General features: G+C 71.0%; 11 protein-coding genes and 1 pseudogene. 6 read left to right on the top strand and 6 right to left on the bottom strand.

Annotated features, from left to right (window positions below; genetic code table 11):
* Nucleotides 1-33 precede the first annotated feature (33 nt).
* Together MTF65_RS13490 and MTF65_RS13485 are read left to right on the top strand one after the other, a co-directional pair.
* Nucleotides 34-3,201: pseudogene (locus MTF65_RS13490) on the top strand (type I polyketide synthase); the annotation flags it as partial.
* A gap of 53 nt (nucleotides 3,202-3,254) precedes the next feature.
* Nucleotides 3,255-4,871, top strand: a complete 1,617-nt coding sequence (locus tag MTF65_RS13485; protein ID WP_243628896.1) for a bifunctional 3-(3-hydroxy-phenyl)propionate/3-hydroxycinnamic acid hydroxylase — start codon at nucleotides 3,255-3,257, stop codon at nucleotides 4,869-4,871.
* 72 nt (nucleotides 4,872-4,943) lie between these two features.
* Here the strand turns inward: MTF65_RS13485 and MTF65_RS13480 are convergent, their stop codons facing one another.
* The 4 genes from MTF65_RS13480 to MTF65_RS13465 form a co-directional block, all read right to left on the bottom strand.
* A complete protein-coding gene (locus MTF65_RS13480) occupies nucleotides 4,944-7,685 on the bottom strand; it encodes a LuxR family transcriptional regulator (RefSeq protein WP_243628895.1) in 2,742 nt (913 codons plus the stop codon).
* A 200-nt stretch (nucleotides 7,686-7,885) separates the two neighbouring features.
* Nucleotides 7,886-8,563 (bottom strand): HAD-IA family hydrolase, encoded by a 678-nt coding sequence (locus tag MTF65_RS13475; RefSeq protein WP_243629068.1) that lies wholly within the window; start codon nucleotides 8,561-8,563, stop codon nucleotides 7,886-7,888.
* 66 nt (nucleotides 8,564-8,629) lie between these two features.
* On the bottom strand, nucleotides 8,630-9,718 hold the full coding sequence (locus MTF65_RS13470; RefSeq protein ID WP_243628894.1) for a Gfo/Idh/MocA family protein: 1,089 nt from the start codon (nucleotides 9,716-9,718) through the stop codon (nucleotides 8,630-8,632).
* Entirely contained in the window at nucleotides 9,715-10,881 is a 1,167-nt protein-coding gene (locus MTF65_RS13465) for a DegT/DnrJ/EryC1/StrS family aminotransferase (protein ID WP_243628893.1), read from the bottom strand. The genes MTF65_RS13470 and MTF65_RS13465 overlap by 4 nt, the downstream gene beginning before the upstream one ends.
* Before the next feature lie 234 nt (nucleotides 10,882-11,115).
* Between MTF65_RS13465 and MTF65_RS13460 the strand changes: the two genes are divergently transcribed.
* The 4 genes from MTF65_RS13460 to MTF65_RS13445 all read left to right on the top strand — a co-directional run bounded on the left by MTF65_RS13460 (nucleotide 11,116) and on the right by MTF65_RS13445 (nucleotide 15,929).
* Entirely contained in the window at nucleotides 11,116-11,904 is a 789-nt protein-coding gene (locus tag MTF65_RS13460; RefSeq protein WP_243628892.1) for a thioesterase II family protein, read from the top strand.
* 66 nt (nucleotides 11,905-11,970) lie between these two features.
* Entirely contained in the window at nucleotides 11,971-13,494 is a 1,524-nt protein-coding gene (locus MTF65_RS13455; RefSeq protein ID WP_243628891.1) for an FAD-binding oxidoreductase, read from the top strand.
* Nucleotides 13,495-13,559: 65 nt separating this feature from the next.
* On the top strand, nucleotides 13,560-15,035 hold the full coding sequence (locus MTF65_RS13450; RefSeq protein ID WP_243628890.1) for an MFS transporter: 1,476 nt from the start codon (nucleotides 13,560-13,562) through the stop codon (nucleotides 15,033-15,035).
* Nucleotides 15,036-15,137: 102 nt separating this feature from the next.
* Nucleotides 15,138-15,929, top strand: a complete 792-nt coding sequence (locus tag MTF65_RS13445; RefSeq protein WP_243628889.1) for an arylamine N-acetyltransferase — start codon at nucleotides 15,138-15,140, stop codon at nucleotides 15,927-15,929.
* Nucleotides 15,930-16,018: 89 nt separating this feature from the next.
* Here the strand turns inward: MTF65_RS13445 and aroD are convergent, their stop codons facing one another.
* Together aroD and MTF65_RS13435 are read right to left on the bottom strand one after the other, a co-directional pair.
* Nucleotides 16,019-16,777: a type I 3-dehydroquinate dehydratase gene (gene aroD / locus MTF65_RS13440; protein WP_243628888.1), complete on the bottom strand. Its 759-nt coding sequence runs from the start codon at nucleotides 16,775-16,777 to the stop codon at nucleotides 16,019-16,021.
* A 56-nt stretch (nucleotides 16,778-16,833) separates the two neighbouring features.
* Nucleotides 16,834-17,778: an ROK family protein gene (locus tag MTF65_RS13435; RefSeq protein ID WP_243628887.1), complete on the bottom strand. Its 945-nt coding sequence runs from the start codon at nucleotides 17,776-17,778 to the stop codon at nucleotides 16,834-16,836.
* Nucleotides 17,779-17,889 lie beyond the last annotated feature (111 nt).

Below are 17,889 nucleotides of genomic sequence, written 5' to 3'. Positions count from 1 at the left end.
GGAGAGAAGATCATGACAGTTTCCGACGAAAAGCTTGTCGCTGCCCTGCGCGCGTCCCTCACCGAGAACGAGCGGCTGAAGCAGGAGAACACCCGCATCACCGGGGCGGCCACGGAGCCCATCGCGATCGTGGGCATGTCCTGCCGGCTGCCGGGCGAGGTCAGCTCGCCCGAGGAGCTCTGGCGGCTGGTGGCCACCGGTACCGACGGGGTCTCGGACTTCCCCAAGGACCGCGGCTGGGACCTGGACTCCGTGTACCACCCGGACATCGACCACCAGGGCACCACGTACGTGAAGGAAGCCGGACTCCTGCACGGCGCGGGCGAGTTCGACGCCTCCTTCTTCGGGATGTCCGACCGTGAGGCACTCGGCACCGACCCGCAGCAGCGGCTCATGCTGGAGCTGGCCTGGGAGGCCTTCGAGCGGGCCGGCATCGACCCGCACTCGGTGCGCGGCAGCGACACCGGCGTCTTCGCCGGCCACATGTACCACGACTACGCCAATGGCGCGCGGGAGCTGCCCGAAGGGGTGGGCGGATTCCTGGGCCTCGGGAAGTCCGGCAGCGTGCTCTCCGGGCGCGTCTCCTACCTGTACGACCTCACCGGTCCCTCGGTGACGGTGGACACCGCCTGCTCCTCCTCACTGGTCACCCTGCACATGGCCGTGCAGGCGCTGCGCGGCGGTGAGTGCTCGATGGCGCTCGCGGGCGGGGTGGCCGTCATGGCGACGCCGGACGCGTTCGTCGGCTTCTCCAGCCAGCGAGCCCTCGCGCCGGACGGCCGGATCAAGGCGTTCTCCTCCTCCTCGGACGGTACGAACTGGGCCGAGGGAGCCGGTTTCCTGCTGCTGGAGCGGCTTTCCGACGCCCGGCGCAACGGGCACCCGGTGCTCGCGGTGGTCCGCGGTACGGCGGTCAACCAGGACGGTGCGTCGAACGGCCTGACCGCCCCCAACGGACCCGCCCAGGAACGGGTGATCAAGGCCGCGCTGGCGAACGCCCGGCTGACCACGGCCGACGTGGACACGGTGGAGGCGCACGGTACGGGCACCGTGCTCGGTGACCCGATCGAGGCGCAGGCCATCCTGGCCACCTACGGCCAGGGCCGCTCCGAGGACCGGCCGCTCTGGCTGGGGTCCCTGAAGTCGAACATCGGGCACGCGCAGGCCGCCGCCGGTGTCGCCGGCGTCATCAAGATGGTCATGGCCCTCCAGAACGAGGTGCTGCCGAAGACGCTGCACGTGGACGAGCCCACGACGAAGGTCGAGTGGACCTCGGGCTCCGTGGAACTGCTCACGGAGGCCAGGGCCTGGCCCCGCGAGGAAGGCCGGACACGCCGTGCGGCCGTCTCCTCCTTCGGGATCAGCGGCACCAACGCGCACGTGATCGTCGAGGAGGCCGCGCCCGTCGCGCAGCCGACGGTGCGCGAGACCCCGGCGGGCGCCACCGCGCGCGGCCCGCTGCCCTGGGTGCTCTCCGCGAAGAGCGAGCAGGCGCTGCGCGCCCAGGCGGAGCGGCTCGACGACTTCCTCGACGACTTCTCCGACGGCGAGCAGGCCGGCGCGGAGGCGGACGTGGACGCGTACGACATCGGCTACTCGCTCGCGCTGACCCGCAGCGCCTTCGAGAAGCGCGCCGTACTGGTCGGCGACGACCACGACACGCTGCGGCAGCGGCTGCGGGCCGTCGCCGAGGGCGCGACCGCCGCGACCTCGGCCGGCGTCGTACGGGGCAGCCGGACCCGGGGCCGTCTGGCGGTGCTGTTCACGGGTCAGGGTGCGCAGCGGTTGGGTATGGGCCGTGAGTTGTACGGGACGTACCCGGTGTTCGCGGAGGCTTTCGACGCGGTGGCGGCCGAGCTGGACCAGTACCTTCCGCGGTCGCTGAAGGAGGTGCTGTTCGAGGACGGTGACGAAGCTGCCGTGAACCGTACGGAGTTCACTCAGCCGGCCCTGTTCGCGATCGAGGTGGCGTTGTTCCGGCTGGCCGAGTCGTGGGGTGTGCGCCCTGATTTCGTTGCGGGTCATTCGATCGGTGAGTTGGCTGCCGCTCATGTCGCCGGTGTGTGGGATCTGGCGGATGCGGCGCGTCTTGTGGCGGCTCGTGGCCGTTTGATGCAGGCGCTGCCCGTGGGTGGTGCGATGGTCGCCGTCCAGGCGACGGAGGCGGAAGTGCTTCCGTACCTGGGCGAGGGTGTCGGGATCGCGGCGGTCAACGGCCCGAACTCGGTCGTCATCTCCGGCCACGAGAGCGACGTCGAAGCGGTGAGCGCCCACTTCTCCGGGCTCGGCCGGCGGGTGAAGCGGCTGACGGTGAGCCACGCGTTCCACTCCGTGCTGATGGATCCGATGCTGGAGGAGTTCCGGCAGGTCGCCCAGGGTCTCACCTACAGCTCCCCGCGTATCCCGGTGGTCTCCAACGTCACCGGCAAGGTCGCGAAGGCCGCCGAGCTGGCGAGCCCCGAGTACTGGGTCCGCCACGTCCGCGAAGCCGTCCGCTTCGCCGACGGCATCCGCACCCTCCAGGAGCGGGGCGCGGTCACCTTCCTGGAACTCGGTCCCGGCGGGGTCCTCACCTCGATGGGCCCGGCCTGCCTGACCGGCGACACCGGCAATGTCGCCTTCATCCCCGCTCTGCGCAACGACGCCCCCGAGGCGCAGAGCGCCGTGACCGCGCTCGGCGCGCTCTTCACCCGGGGCATCACCATCGACTGGACGGCCCTGTTCGAGGGCGGACGCCGGGTAGCACTCCCGACGTACGCCTTCCAGCGCCGCAACTACTGGCTGGAGGCCGGAACCCCCATGACGACGACCGTGACCGACAACACCGAAGCCATCGAAGCCACCGGGACCACCGGGGCCGCCCAGGCCCTCGACCCGGCCGAGGCCACCAAGCAGGCCCTCATGGCCCGGCTGGCCGGCCTTTCCGAGGAGGAGCAGACGGAGTTCCTCGTCGGCCTGATCGTCGGCGAGTCCGAGACGGCCCGCGAGGAGCTGGCGACCGATGAGCCGTTCGAGGACGAACTCGACGGCGACAGCCCGTTCTTCGAGGTGGGCTTCAACTCCCTCAGCGCCGTCGAACTGCGCAACCGCCTCGTCGAGGCCACCGGCATGTCGCTGAGCCCGATGCTCCTCTTCGACTACCCGACGCCGTCCTTCATCGCCGAGCACCTGCTGGAGCTCCTGGCGGCCGAGGCAGTCTGACCCGTACCGGCCCGCGACCACCACCACACCTGAGACCTGAGAAAGGCATCCTGATGTTCGACGCACCGACCGAGGCCGATGTCCTGATCGTCGGATACGGCCCCGTGGGCCAGCTGCTCGCCCTGCTCCTCGCCGACCGAGGCAAGAGCGTGACGGTCGTCGAGCGGTGGCCGCAGGCCTACCCCATGCCGCGCGCGGTCGCCTTCGACGGTGAGGGTGCGCGCACCCTCACCGCCGCGGGCATCGGCGGGCTCATCGGCCGCATCGGTGAGCCTTCGGGTGAATACCAGTGGAAGAACGCGGACGACCAGGTGCTGCTCCACATCGACGGTTCTGAGCGCCGGCTGTGCGGGTGGCCCGAGTCCACCTCCATGTACCAGCCGGCGCTGGAGGAGGAGATGCAGGCCCGGGCCGCCACGCTGCCGGGCATCACGGTGCACCGGGGGCAGCAGGTCGTGGGGCTGACCGAACGGGCCGACGGGGTCGAGGTGACCGCGGTGGCGCAGGACGGTACGGAGCGATCCTTCTCGGCCGGCTGGGTGGTCGGCTGTGATGGGGCGAACAGCTTCGTGCGCAGCCAGATGGATGCCGGCTTCTCGGACGTCGGGTTCTCCCACGACTGGCTGGTGTGCGACGTGGTCCATCACGACGGGCGGGAGTTCAAGCCGAACAACCTGCAGATCTGCGACCCGGCCCGGCCGCGCACCTCGGTGTCGGCCGGCCCCGGAAACCGGCGCTACGAGTTCATGCGCGTGGCCGGGGAGACCGTCGAGGGGCTCAACACGCCGGAGAGCGCGTGGCGGCTGCTGGAACTGTTCGACATCAACCAGGACAACGCCACGCTGCGCCGGCACCACGTCTACAGCTTCCGGGCGGGCGCCGCCGAGAAGTGGCACGCGGGTCGCCTGGTGCTGGCCGGAGACGCCGCGCACGTCATGCCCCCGTTCGCGGGCCAGGGCATGTCGTCCGGTTTCCGTGACGCGAACGCGCTGGCCTGGCGGCTGGACGCGCTCCTGGACGGCCGGGCCGGCACGGAACTGCTGGACGACTACCAGGAGGAGCGCCGGACCCACGTCAAGCACGCCATCGGGATGTCCGTGAACCTCGGCAAGATCATCTGCCAGACGGATCCCAAGGCGGCCGCCGACCGGGACACGGTGATGCTCGCCTCCGCGCAGCGGGCGGCCGCAACAGGCGTGCCCTCCCAGCAGCGTTCTCCGTTGCAGCCGCTGGCCCGCGGCTTCCTGAAGCTGGGCGGCAAGGGCCGGCCGGCCCGCCCGGCAGGCGCCCTCTCGCCGCAGGCGCGGGTGGCGCGGGCCGGGGAGACGGGGCTGTTCGACAGTGTGGTCGGCCTGGGCTTCGTCCTGCTGACGACCGAGGCCCCGGACCAGCTGCTCGACGCCGCCGACCGGGCCTACCTGGACGAGCTCGGCGCGCACGTGGCCCAGGTCCTGCCGGCCGGCACCCCGGCCGAGGAGGCGGGCGAGCACGCGGTGGTGGACGTGGACGACGTGTACCTGCCGTTCCTGGCCGAGACCGCCGCGACGTCGGTGCTGATCAGGCCCGACTTCTACGTCTACGGGGCCGCCGCCGGCCGTGCGGACACCGCCGCCCTGATCGGCGCCGTCCGCGATGTCCTCGCCGGGACCCGGGTTCCGGCCGGAGCGTAGACCCTCCCGTGTTGACGACGGAGGGCCCCGGACCCCTGCGGGGGTCCGGGGCCGGTCGGGCCGGGTGGGGGATCAGCCGGCCCGGGTGGCGTTCATCCAGAGGTCGGCGGGCAAGTCCTGGCGCCGCTTCACCCGGAGCTTGCGGTAGACGCGGGTGAGGTGTTGCTCCACGGTGCTCGCGGTGATGTAGAGCTTCGCGGCGATCTCCCGGTTGGTGTAACCCATGACCGCGAGGGAGGCCACCCGCTTCTCGGACCCGCTGAGTTCGAGGACGTCGGTGAGCGGGTCCGTCGCGGTTGTGGACACCACCGCGGGCTGTTCGGCGGAGCCCGACAGAAGCTCTTGGGCCAGCGGGTGGGCCTTGCAGGCATGGGCCACGTGCAGGCCTTGGCGGAACAGCGTCCGCGCCCTGCGGTGCTCGCCGAGCGCGTAGTACGTACGGCTCATGTCACCCAGTACCCGGGCCTGTTCGTACCGGTCACCGGCGGACTCCAGGAGCTCCAGGGACTCGGTGAGCTGCTGGAGGCCGCGTCCAGGCTGGCTGGTCGCCGCGTAGAGCCGCAGGGCCAGACCGCGAGTACGCGCGTTCCCGGCGCCGGGGCGCGCGAGCTGCTCGTGGACCAGCTGGCGGGCGCGGTCCGTGTTGCCCAGCCGGACGCAGGCCTCGGCTGCCCCCACCCGCCAGGGAACCGGTCCCGTCGTGTCGACGCCCCAGCCGCGCTGGAGTTCACCGCAGGACAGGAAGTCGGCGAGGGCGGCGTGGTGGTGATTCGTCGCCAGGTGCAGGACGCCGCGGGCCTCCAGGTACGACAGGCCGAACCAGCTCTCGTACAGGGCGTCCGGCACCGACTGGGCGAGGTGGCGGGACGCCTCCTCGTACTGGCCGAGCCGGGTGGTGGCGACGATCAGGCTGCTGAGCGGCAGTCCGGCCATCACGCCCCAGGACTTGAGGGGCAGCACGGCCAACGCCTCCTGGGCACAGTCCACGGCTGCGGTCAGATCGCCCTGGCGCACCGCGATCTCTGCCCGGATGCCCGTGAACACGGCCTGCCAGGTCGTCGCGGAGCGCTCCTGGGCATCGGTGATCAGCCGCTCGCACCAGTCCGCCGCGTGGTCGGCGCTGCCGTACTGCAGCAGGGCCAGCAGCGCGAGCATGGCGGTGTCGTCGGCCCAGCTCGCGCCCCGGCTCAGCCGGAGGTCCCACAGCACCTGCTCGGCCCGCTCGGCCGCACCGGGGCGGTTGCGGGCCAGCTGGTCGGCGAGGGCCGCGGCGCGGCCGAGCCACGGGTCGCTGCGCAGCGTCACGACGGTTCCGCCCCGCTGTGCGGCGGCGTTGCTCGTGCCGACCGGCCGGGCCAGCGAGGGGTGGGCCCACGACAGCCACTGTTCCAGGTCGGCCAGTTCGGAGCCGGGTCCGGTGGACCGGTCGGCGGCGCCGGACCGCATCCGGTCGAGCAGCGTGGCCGCCTCCTGGGTGCGGCCGTGCCACAGGAGCTGGCGCAGCAGCAGGGTGGATTCGTGGAAGGCGAGGTGGCCGGCCTGCTCCGCGGCGAGCAGCGAGGCCAGATGGCGCAGGGCCGCCGAGGGATCGCGCTGGAAGGCGGTGTGGGTGAGCCGGGCCAGCACCGTGGCCCGCTCCTGCTTGTCGCCGCTTGAGCGGTGGGCCAGTTCAAGGCAGGCCGTCGCGGTGTCCGGGCGGTCGGCGAAGCGCTCGTGGTCGGCGGCGTCGAGCAGCACCTGGACGGCCCACGGCTGGTCGGCCCGGCCGGCCTCCAACAGGTGACGGGCGACCCGGTTCGCCTCCGCGCCGCCCTCGTACAGCAGCCGCGCGGCCCGCTGGTGCAGTGTGGAGCGCTCGCGCGGCGCGATGTCCTCCAGTACGGCGGCCCGGGCGCGGGGGTGCCGCAGCTCGCCCTCGTCGGTGAGCAGTCCGGCGACGGCCATGGTGCGCCGGGTCGCCTCCACGGTCTCCCGTTCCATGGCCGCGAGGGCGGCCACGCCGTCGGGGGTGGCGTCGGTGTCCAGCACGGCCACGGCGCGGGCGACGGCCAGGAAGGTCGCCTCCCCGCGGTGTAGGCAGCTGAGCAGGGCGAGGCCGTAGCCGCGGGCGTCATCGTGGCCGCTGTCCCGGTCGTCGGCGAGGGCACCGAGCAGCAGCGGGTTGCCGCCGCTGACCGCGTGCAGCTCAGCGGCGTGCCGCTCGGCGGAACGGGGCCCGAGACGGCGTACGAGGAACTCGGTGGAGCCCTCCTCGGTGAGCGGTGCGACCCGGATCCGGGACAGCCGGGGGTTGCGCAGCAGCTCGGCCTTGAGCAGCCGGTGGGGTGAGGCGATGTCGGTGTTCTCGACGAGCAGGACGGTGATCCGGGCCGAGCGGAGCCGGCGGGAGAGGTGCAGCAGGACGCGCAGCGAGGGGGCGTCGGCGTACTGGGCGTCATCGACGGCGAGCAGCAGCGGCTCGCGGTCGGAATGTTCGAGCAGTGCGGTGCACAACTCGTCCACGGAGTGGGTGAGATCGGTGCCCGCGCCGTCTTCGGCGGCCTCGGCGGCGGGCGAGAGGCGCTCGGTGGACAGGCCCGCGGCACGCAGGAGCTGCTTGGCGACGCCGAACGGGAGGTCCTGGTCCGACCGGGAGCAGACGGCGTGCAGCAATTGGAATCCGGCCGCCTCGGCCTGGTCGGCGAACACGTGCAGGAGTTCTGTCTTGCCCGCCGCGGACGGGCCTTCGAGCAGCACCATCCGGCCCTTGCCGGCCCGGGACTCTTCCTGGATCAGCCGCAGGCGGTCCAGATGTTCGGCACGTTCGACAAGCATTGCTCCCCCAATGGTGATGACCGTCCACCGGCCGCGGCGCCACTATCGGGGAGGGCACGTCACTGGACGGGAACCGTGCACCCACCGCGGCAACGCGCTGGTCCGGTCCACGGGGGTGCCGTGGACCGGACCGGGTGCCGGGTGCCGGGCGCCGAACAGCCGCCTCCGGCGGGAGTGGGGGAAGTGGGGGGAGGGAAGGGTCAGCTGGTCACCACGGCCGGCAGCAGGGCGAGCAGCTCGGCCGGCTCGTCGAGGGCCGCGTCCGGGAAGACGGCGAGCAGGTCGGCCGAGTCCGACTCTCCCCACAGTGCGGCCACCGCGGTCACCCCGGCGCCGCGGGCGGCGGCGATGTCGGTGACCGCGTCACCGAGCATCAGGGCTTCCTCGGCACGCGCCCCGAGCAGGTCGAGGGCGTGCAGGACGATGTCCGGCGCAGGCTTGGCCCGGGCCACCTCGTCCGAGCCGATGACGTGGTCGAACAGGTGGATGACGTCGAGCTGTGTGAGCAGGTGCCGGGCGCGGTCACCGGCCTTGCCGGTGGCGATCGCGGTCCTGAAGCCGCGCTCGCGCAGCTCCTCCAGGACCTGACGGACGCCGGGGAAGAGGGGTACCCGGCCGGCGAGGCGATAGCTCTCCCGGACGAACGGCCCTTCCATCTCCAGCGGCAGGCCCATGATGTTCATGATGTCGGGAAAATATCGGCCGAGGTGGCGCTCGTACTCCTCGAACGGGGCCTCTCCGTCACCGACGACCTCGGCGTAGGCGATGGTGAAGGCTTCACGCATGACCGGGAAGCTGTCCACGATCACTCCGTCGAGATCGAAGACGATCACGCTCTTGGGGTGTTCGAACGCGGGGGTGCGGGGGGCGGTGGTCAGGGCTGTACCAGTGTTCACGGGGATCTCCCAGAAGACGGTGGGTGCGTGTGGTTGCGAGGACGTCCCTCAGCGGGCGGACGACAGCACCCGCTGCCCCCGGCGCGCCGAGGTGTAGATGCGTTCGATCACGGCGATGGTCCGCCGGGTGTCCTCGACCGCCCTGCCCCGGGCCTCGGGATCGGCGAGCAGGGCGGGCAGTGCGTCGAGCTGGCGGTCGTACTCCGCACCGATCGGTTCCTCGTCGAACGGGATCGGCACGGTCTCTCCCGCCCTCGTCAGGGACAGCTCCGCACCGACCGCGCGGTTGGGGCTGAAGCCGAAGGTGCAGCGGAGGGTGGCGGTTCCCGAACCGCCCTCGACCTTGAGCACCGTGCTGTCCAGCGCCTCGTGCGAGGCCCAGCTGGCGCGCAGCGAGACGGAGACGCCGTCGCCCGTGACCAGGAAGCCGCGCGCGGTGTCCTCCACGTCACCGCCCGACGACGACGGCGGCGCGTCCTCGTGGCGCCAGGAGGCGCCGTGCGAAGCGGCCGCGATGAAGTCACCGGAGACGGAGCCGACGACCTCCTCGTACTCGGCCCGGCCCAGCAGGGGTGAGACCGTGTCCATCAGGTGCCAGCCGAGGTCGACGAGTGCGCCGCCGCCCGACAGCCGGCTCTGGGTGAACCAGCCGCCGGCGTCCGGGACACCCCGGGCGCGGACCCAGGAGACGTCGATGTGCCGGATCGGGCCCAGGCCCCCGGCGGCCTCACGCAGCGCCATCACGTCGGCGCGGTAGCGTGCGGCGCTGCCGGCGAGCAGGACGGCGCCGCCGTCCCGCTCGGCGGCGGCGAGCTCGTCCGCCTCGGCCGAGTTCAGGCATACCGGCTTCTCCAGGAAGACCGGTATGCCCCGGCTCAGCAGCCGGCAGGCGACCTTGCTGTGCAGGTGGTTGGGCACGGCGACGATGGCGAGATCCGCGAGGCCGGGGGTCAGTTCGTCGATGTCGGCGAGGGCGAGCACGCCCGCCCCGGTCTCGGCGGCGATCTCCTGCGCGATGGGGGAGGGGTCCACCACCGCGGTCACCTCGAAAGCCGGGTGGGCCACCAGGCGGGACAGCCAGATCGACCGTCCCGCCCAGCCGAGGCCCACCACGGCCACCCGGACCGGGGAACTCACTGGGCGGCCAGGGTGTCGGAGAGGATGTTCGCGATCTCGTGCATCTGCTCCTCGGTGCCGAGCAGGGTGCGGTGGTGCAGCCAGATGGCGTCCGCGTAGATGGCCTCGGTGTTGGGGCAGCGGGCAGCGATCTGGTCGACCGTCTCGCCGGGGGCGCCGGTCTCCCAGAAGCCGTCCGAGCGGTAGATCGCGCGGAAGGCGGCGAAGGCCGGCAGACCGCGGGCGATCAGCGCGTCGACGAGCGCGTTGCGGCGCTCCGCGGTGAAGCCCGGGAGACGGAACATGGCCATGTAGTGCGGGTTGCGGGTGATGCGCGCGTCGATGTGCTGCGGCACCACGCCCGGAATCTCGGACAGCAGCCGGGAGAGTACGGGCCAGTTGCGCTCACGGGTGTCGATCTGACCGCCGAGGCGGGCGAGCTGGGCACGGAGCACGCTGGCCGAGAACTCGTTCATCCGGAAGTTGGAGCCCGAGGTCTTGTGGTAGTAGTACCGGTCACTGTGCGGGCGTCCGCAGCTGTGGCGCAGGAACGCGGTCTCGAACTGCTCCGCGTCGTTGAAGGTGACGAGGCCGCCCTCGCCCGCGGTCATCAGCTTGCCGTTCTGGAAGCTGAACGCGGCCACGGCGCCCAGCTCGCCGACCTTCTTGCCGTCCCACTCGGCGCCGTGCCCGTGCGCCGCGTCCTGGATCAGCGGGACCCCGCTGTCCGCGGACAGCTTGCCGAGCGCGTCCATGTCCGCGATCTGCCCGGCCATGTGCACCGGCATGATCGCCGCGGTGCGCGGGGTGATCGCGGCCGCGGCGGCGGCCGGGTCGATGTTGTACGTGTGCGGGTCCACGTCCACCGGGACGGCCACGGCACCGAGCCGCTGCGCCGCCTGGGACGAGGAGATGAAGGTGAACGCGGGCACGACGACCTCGGTGCCGGGGCCGACGCCGAGTACCTGGAGGGCGAGCTCCAGGGCGTGGGTGCCGTTCGTCACCGCCAGTGCGTACTCGGAGCCGTGGTAGTCACCGAACTCGCGCTCGAAAGTGGTGACCTCGCTGCCGCCCATACGCCACCACTGACCCTGCTCAAGGGCGCGGATCAGTCCGGTGCGCTCCTCGTCCCCGAATTGGGGCCAAACGGGGAAGTCCGGAGTCTGCCGGGAAAGCTGGCTCATTTTTCTCTACTCCTCTGAGTCAAATGCTGAAGCGGGAATTTACTGGGTCGCGGTGAGGCCGTCATCCCCCTACCCATCCCCCTAAATGGCCCTTGTGAAAAATGCCAAAACCGCCTGTCCGTACAGCCGTTGAAAGAGTGTTATGACTTTCCCCATGAATGTGGCTGCCGTTGTGGAAAAAACCGTCGGAGAGGATTCCCGCGCAATGACCCGAGAGTGGACCGAGGCCCGCCGATGACGTACGAAGACCCCTGGCTCCGGCGTTTCCATCCCGCCCCCGACGCACCCGTGCGGCTGGTCTGCCTCCCGCACGCCGGCGGTTCGGCGAGCTTCTACTTCCCCATGGCCCGGGCGCTCGCGCCCGCGATGGACGTGCTGGCAGTCCAGTACCCCGGCCGCCAGGACCGGCGGCACGAACCGGGCGTCACCCGGCTCACGGAGCTCGCCGACCGGATCGCCGACGCGCTGGCCCCCTGGACCGACCGTCCGCTCGCCCTCTTCGGCCACAGCATGGGCGGCCTGCTCGGCTACGAGATCGCGAGCCGGCTGGAGGACGCGGGCCATGCGCCGGTCGCCCTGTTCGCCTCCGCCCGCCGGGCGCCCTCCCGCCGCCGGGTGGAATCCGTCCACCTGCGCTCGGACGCGGGGGTGATCGACGAACTGAAGCTGCTGGACGGTACCGATTCCGGGCTGCTCCTGGACGATGAACTGCTCCGGATGATCCTGCCGGCGCTGCGCAGTGACTACGAGGCCATCGAGACCTACCGCCACCACCCGCGGCCGCCGCTGAGCACTCCGATCGTGGCCCTCACCGGCGACACCGATCCCCAGGTGACGGCGGACGAGGCGCAGTCCTGGTCCGCGCACAGCTCGGGCGGTTTCGCCCTCCATACCTTCGAGGGCGGCCATTTCTACCTGACCCGGCACCAGGCCGAGGTCCTGGACGTCATCCGCCGGACGGTCGCGAGGGAATCGGCCGCATCCGTGTCCGCCGGCCCCGCATACCGCGCAATGGGCGGCTAGTTCCCGGCGTCTGCATTAATCGGGTGCGCGACATCCGCTGTCCGATGGCTACTTGGGAGTGCCCACATGCAGAGCAGGCGAACCATCCTCCGTGCCGGCGCAGGACTGGCTCTCACGGCGGCGGCCGTGGGCGCCGGCGCGATGCCGGTCTTCGCAGAAGCCACCGCGACCGGGTGGGCCGACCTCGCACTGCGGATCCAGGGCGACATCGTACTGCCCGCCGATCCGGGCTACGACGCAGCCAAGGAGCTGCAGATCGTGGAGTACGACGCGGTGCACCCGCAGGCCATCGCCTTCCCTGAGACTCCTCAGGACGTGCAGGCCATCGTGAACTACGCGCGTGTGAACGGCATATCCGTCCGGGTCCGCAGCGGTGGCCACAACTTCAACGGCTGGTCCACCGGCGAGGGCCTGGTCATCGACACCTCCCGCCTCAACCACGCCACGGTCGGCTCCTCGACCGTCAGGATCGGGCCGGGCCTGCAGTCCATCGACGCACTGCACGCCCTGGCGCCGTACAACAAGCAGATCATCGCGGGCACCTGCCCGACGGTCGCCCCCGGCGGCTTCATCTCCGGCGGCGGCATCGGCTACCAGACGAGAAAGTTCGGCCTGGGCAGCGACCGACTCAAATCCGCCCAGATCGTGCTCGCGGACGGCCGCCTGATCCGGGCCTCGGCGACGCAGTACTCCGACCTGTTCTGGGGCCTGCGGGGCGGCGGCGGCGGCAACTTCGGCGTCGTCACCGAGTTCGAGGTCGCCCCGATCGCCGCGCCCCGCATGGTCTTCTTCAGCACCATGTGGGCCTGGGACAAGGCGGAGCAGATCTTCGCGGCCTGGCAGACCTGGCAGCTGAACGCCTCCGTCAACCTCGGCTCCGCCCTGATCTTCAACCTGCCCGACGCCGCGCCCGGGGCCGTACCGATGGTCATCATCACCGGTGGCTACCACGGTCCCGAGTCCGAGGCCCAGGCCGCCCTCGCGCAGCTGACCTCGCTGATCGGCGCGCAGCCGGTGAGCAACTTCGTCTCCGACCTGCCGTTCCACGAGGCGATGCAGACCGCGTACGGCTGCGGCGACCTCACCCAGGACCAGTGCCACCGCCAGGGCGCCAACCCGGACGCGAACCTGCACCGCACGGCCTGGCAGCGCGACGCGTACCGGATGTTCAACCAGCCCTTCACGCCCACCCAGGTGAGCGGCCTGATCGCCACCCTGGACGGCGACCGGGTGGCCGGTCAGCGCCGAGTTCTGCACTGCATGGCCGTGGGCGGCAACAGCAACTACGTCTCCCCGACGGCGACGGCCTACCCCCACCGCGACGCGAACTTCCTCATCGGCTACGTCGCCCAGCTCGACACGCCGACGCCGACCGCCGAGTCCGCGGCCTCGGCCTTCGTCCAGACCGGTGCGAACGTCCTCAACCCGATCAGCGACGGCGCCTACGTCAACTTCCCCGGCTCCAGCCTGCCGGACTGGGCGACGCAGTACTACGGCGACAACTACCTGCGCCTCAAGAAGGTGAAGAACGCCTACGACCCGAACAACTTCTTCCGGCACCCCCGCAGCATCGGCAGCCTCGGCCAGTAAACGGCCGGACGACGGTTCAGCCACGCGCCGCGACATCATCCAGCTTCACAGAAAAGGGTATGGAAGTGACTTCCACCTCTCCCCAGGCGTCCGCCGGACGGCCTGGGATCGCGATGGCCCTCATCGCGTTCTGCATGCTCATCTTCTCCATCGATTACAACATCGTCTATGTGGCCCTGCCCGAGATCGGCAAGGACCTAGGCTTCACGGCGCAGTCGCTCCAGTGGGTCGTCAGCGCCTACGCGGTCGGCCTCGGCGGCGCGATCCTGTTCGGTGGCCGTGCCGTTGACCGGCTCGGCGCCCGCATGATGCTCGTGGTCGCACTCAGCCTGTACGGCGTCGCGTCGGCGGTCGGCGGCTTCGCCGGCAGCCCGGGCCTGCTCGTGGCGATGCGTGTGGTCCAGGGCCTGGGCGGCGCGCTGCTCTTCCCGGCCACCCTGTCGCTGATCAACAGCTCCTTCGACGAAGGCCCCCAGCGCAACAAGGCCTACGCCCTGTGGGGTTCGGCCGGCGCCTCCGGCTCGATCATCGGCTCGCTCGCCGGCGGTGTGCTCACCGACTACCTGGGCTGGGGCTCGGTGTTCTTCGTGAACATCCCGCTCTGCGTCCTCGCGATCGTCGGCATCTTCACCTGCATCGCCCCGGACGTCCGCTCCGGCGACACCGGCAAGTTCGACATCCCCGGCGCGCTCGTCGCGACCGGCGCCTCGACCCTGCTCGTCTACGGTCTCATCAGCGGTCCCGAGAACGGCTGGACCTCCGTCAGCACGATCACCACCCTCGCCGTCGGTGCCGCGCTCGGCGTCCTGTTCTTCTTCGTCGAGGCCAAGACCAAGGACCCGCTGGCTCCCGCGCACATGTGGAGCTACCGCGCCCTGGTGACCGCGATCCTGGTCGTCTTCGTCTTCCAGGGCGTCATCAACACGCTGAACTACCTCTTCTTCGTGCACCTGCAGAACGTCATCGGCTACTCCCCGCTCCAGGCCGGTCTCGCCTTCCTGCCGATGAGCGCCGTCGCGATGATCGGCTCGGGCAAGCTGCTGCCGTTCGTCGTCCAGAAGTGGGGCGTGCGCTACGCCCTGTTCGGCGGGCTCTCCGGCCTCGGCGTCTCCATGATCGTGCTGGCCTTCACGATGTCGGAGAGCACCAGCTTCTGGCCGCTGGTCCCGGGCGTCCTGCTCTGGGGTCTGTTCGCCGGCATGCTCTACCCGGCGATCTTCATGGCCGCGGGCTCGAACGCCGCCCCGCAGGAGCAGGGTGTCGCCTCGGGCCTGACCCAGACGATCGCCCAGCTGGGCGGCGGCATGGGCATGGCCGCGCTGATCGCCGTCGCGAACGCGGGCCTGGACCTCGGCGAGGGCGCCACGAACGCGGCCGGCGACGTCCTGGACGGCCTGCAGAACTCGGCGCTGGTGGGCGGTCTCGCCGCGATCGCCGGTTCGTTCCTGGCCTTCTTCCTCAAGGCGCAGGCCGCGCCGGCGGAAGCCGCCGAGCCGGTCGCCGAGAAGGCAGCCGACAAGGAGAAGGTCCCCGCGGCCTGATCCGCGTACGTCCCGCAGCGGAGCTCCGCTGACCTGCGATTCGCCCTGCCGGGTCCCCCGGCAGGGCGAACGGAATCAATCGACGAGTGAAGGACGCCGAACATGTACAACGTCGAGGCCTACCTGGCGCACCTCGGCCACACCGGGTCGCTTGAGCCCACCGTGGAAACCCTCCGTAGCCTGCACAGCGCGCACCTGCGCACGGTCCCGTTCGACAACTCCGTGAACGCCGAACGTGGCGACTACATCTGGGACTACGTCGAGATCGACGTGGACCAGGCCTTCGACGACATCGTCATCGGCGGCGCCGGCGGTACCTGCTTCGAGCTCAGCGGCCTGTTCCGCAAGCTCCTCACCGACCTGGGCTACGACGTCGACATCCTGGCGGCCGGCGTGCGGGGCCCGGACGGCGGGTTCGGACCGGACCTGGAGCACCTCTTCATCGGCGTGCGGATCGACGGCGAGGTCTGGCTGGCCGACACCGGTTTCGCCGGCCCGTCGTTCATCGACCCGGTCAAGGTCAGCCCCGAGGTGCAGGAGCAGTACGGCTGCGCCTACCGGGTCGTCGAGGAGAACGGCTACCAGGTCCTCCAGCGCAAGACCCGCGAGACGGACTGGCATCACGTCTACCGCTTCAAGCCGACCGCCCGCAGCCTCTCGGAGTGGGACCGCGACCCCTCCCAGCCGGTACCGGTGAGCCCCGAGTGGAACTGGGCGGGCGAGCTGGTCTCCAACCGCACCGTCATCCGCGCCCGCGCTGTGGAGAACGGCTCGGTCATGCTGGTCGGCCGCCGCTGCCTGACCGTCGAGGACGGCCACGAGAAGTTCCGCGTCCTGGTGAAGGCCGAGGACTTCGACGCCGTCGTACGCACCATCCTGCGCCAGGCCGCCTGACGGCCGCACCTGGCGGGCGGGGGGCAACGAAAGGAGCGGGGCATACCGGCCAGATCCTGGCCGATGTGCCCCGCTCCTTTCGTTGTCGGCTAGGCCGTGCGGCGGCGAGCGGTCATGCGCCGGTCGAAGCCGGGGTGGAAGGTACGCAGCAGGCCGGAGGTCTCGGCGAAGGCGAGCTGTCCCGGGGCGAAACTGGTCCCGAAGAACGAGTAGGTGATCCGCGACCCGAGCACGGGGAAGAAGACGCGCGAGGCGCAGCCCTCCGCGCCCATCGCGATGACGATGAGCGGGACGTCATCTCCCGCCGCCAGGAGCAGCGCGGCGAGCCGCTTCACGTCGTCGGCGGACGTCGCCATCGTGGACAGCTTGACGATGTCGGCGCCGGCCTCCTTCGCGTCGGCGATGACCGCTTCGAGCTCCTCGGAACTCGGAGTGAGATCGAAGTTGTGGTACGAGATGAGCGCCACGGTGTCGTGCTCATGGGCCGCGGCGACGACCTCGGCCAGGATCTCCCGGGACGACAGCTCGATGTCCACGGCGTGGACGTGCGGGGCGATCGCGCGGAAGAGCGCGAGGCGCTCCTGCTCGGTGCCCTTCCAGTCGCCGCCCTCGTACGCGGAGCGCACCGTGGCCAGCACGGGCATGGACGCGAACGCGCGCACCTGGGCGAGGACGTGGTCCTGGTCGGTGCGCGAGAATCCGTCGATGCGAAGCTCGGCGATGTCGACCCCGGCGTCCTTCGCCTCCTGGGCGAGCCGCTCGTTGTCGCTGTCGCCGAAGCTGACGGCGACCAGGGGAACGTCACCGTCCAGCAGGGTCCGCAGCATGTTTTTTGATATCACAGCCATTTTGATATCACAGCCATTTCGTTGTCACAGCCAATCGTTGTCACAGCCAATCGTTGTCACAGCCATTTCGATTCCTGAAGCGCTGTCGGGCGGCCGGCCCGCTCCGAGGCGTCCCGGGCTAGCAGGACGGCTCCGTCGAGGGACGAGAGTCCGCCGAGGCGCGCGGACGCGATCCGGGGCTGCGGCACTCCCGCGCGGGTGAGCCGACGGGCGTGCTGCTCGACGAGGTCCACGAAGCCGGGCAGACCGCCCGCGAAGCCGCCACCGATCACGGTGACCTCCTGGTGGAAGAGCTCTCCGGCGCCGACCACGGCCGCCGCCAGGACGGCGCAGCCCTCGTCGATCGCGGCCACGCCCCAGGGGATGCCCGCGGCCCAGGCCTCCTGGAGCTCGGTGAACTCCACCGCCGAGCCGCGTAGCCCCTCCGCCCTGCGCAGGATCGCGGGGCCGGAGGCAGCCGCCTGGACACAGCCGCGGCGGCCGCAGTCGCACACGGCTCCGGTGCGGTCGACCACGAGGTGGCCGAGCTCGCAGGAGCCGCGGGCGGGCCCGGGGCAGAGCCGGCCGCCGAGGACCACCCCGCCGCCGATCCCGGTGCCGACCCCCAGGTAGACGATGTCGTCGCAGCCAATGGCACGGGCCTCGGCCAGGGCGGCCAGATCTCCGTCGTCAGCGCAGCTGATGACGGTGCCGGGCAGCATCCGCCGCAGTTCGGCCCGCAGGTCCAGTCCCGTCCAGCCGGGCCGGTTCGGCCACGTCAGCACGGTCCCCGAGGGGTCCAGGGTGGCGGGCATGGCGATGCCGGCCGCCGTGATCGGAGCGGCCGAACTCTGCCGGACGCGGTCAAGGCAGGCGGCGAGGGCCGTCATGTCCTCCCGTACGTCGGCGCCCACGGCCCACCGGAACGAGGTCTCGTACGGCGTCGCCGCGTCGCCTTCTCCGCTTTCCACCCGCAGGGCGACCTTGGTGCCGCCCACGTCCATTCCGAGGTGTCGCGTCATTCCGCGAGATTTACCCAGGTCCGGCAATGCTCCGGTCATTCTCCAGCCATCACCTGGGAATCCGAATGCGAACGCCCTATCCTCCCCCTAATTCATCCCTGTTTTTCCGTC

The sequence above is a fragment of the Streptomyces sp. APSN-46.1 genome (genome assembly GCF_022815725.1).
Taxonomy (GTDB): domain Bacteria; phylum Actinomycetota; class Actinomycetes; order Streptomycetales; family Streptomycetaceae; genus Streptomyces.
Note: the sequence above shows the minus strand (reverse complement) of the source record. Positions and strands in the feature narration are given on the sequence as shown.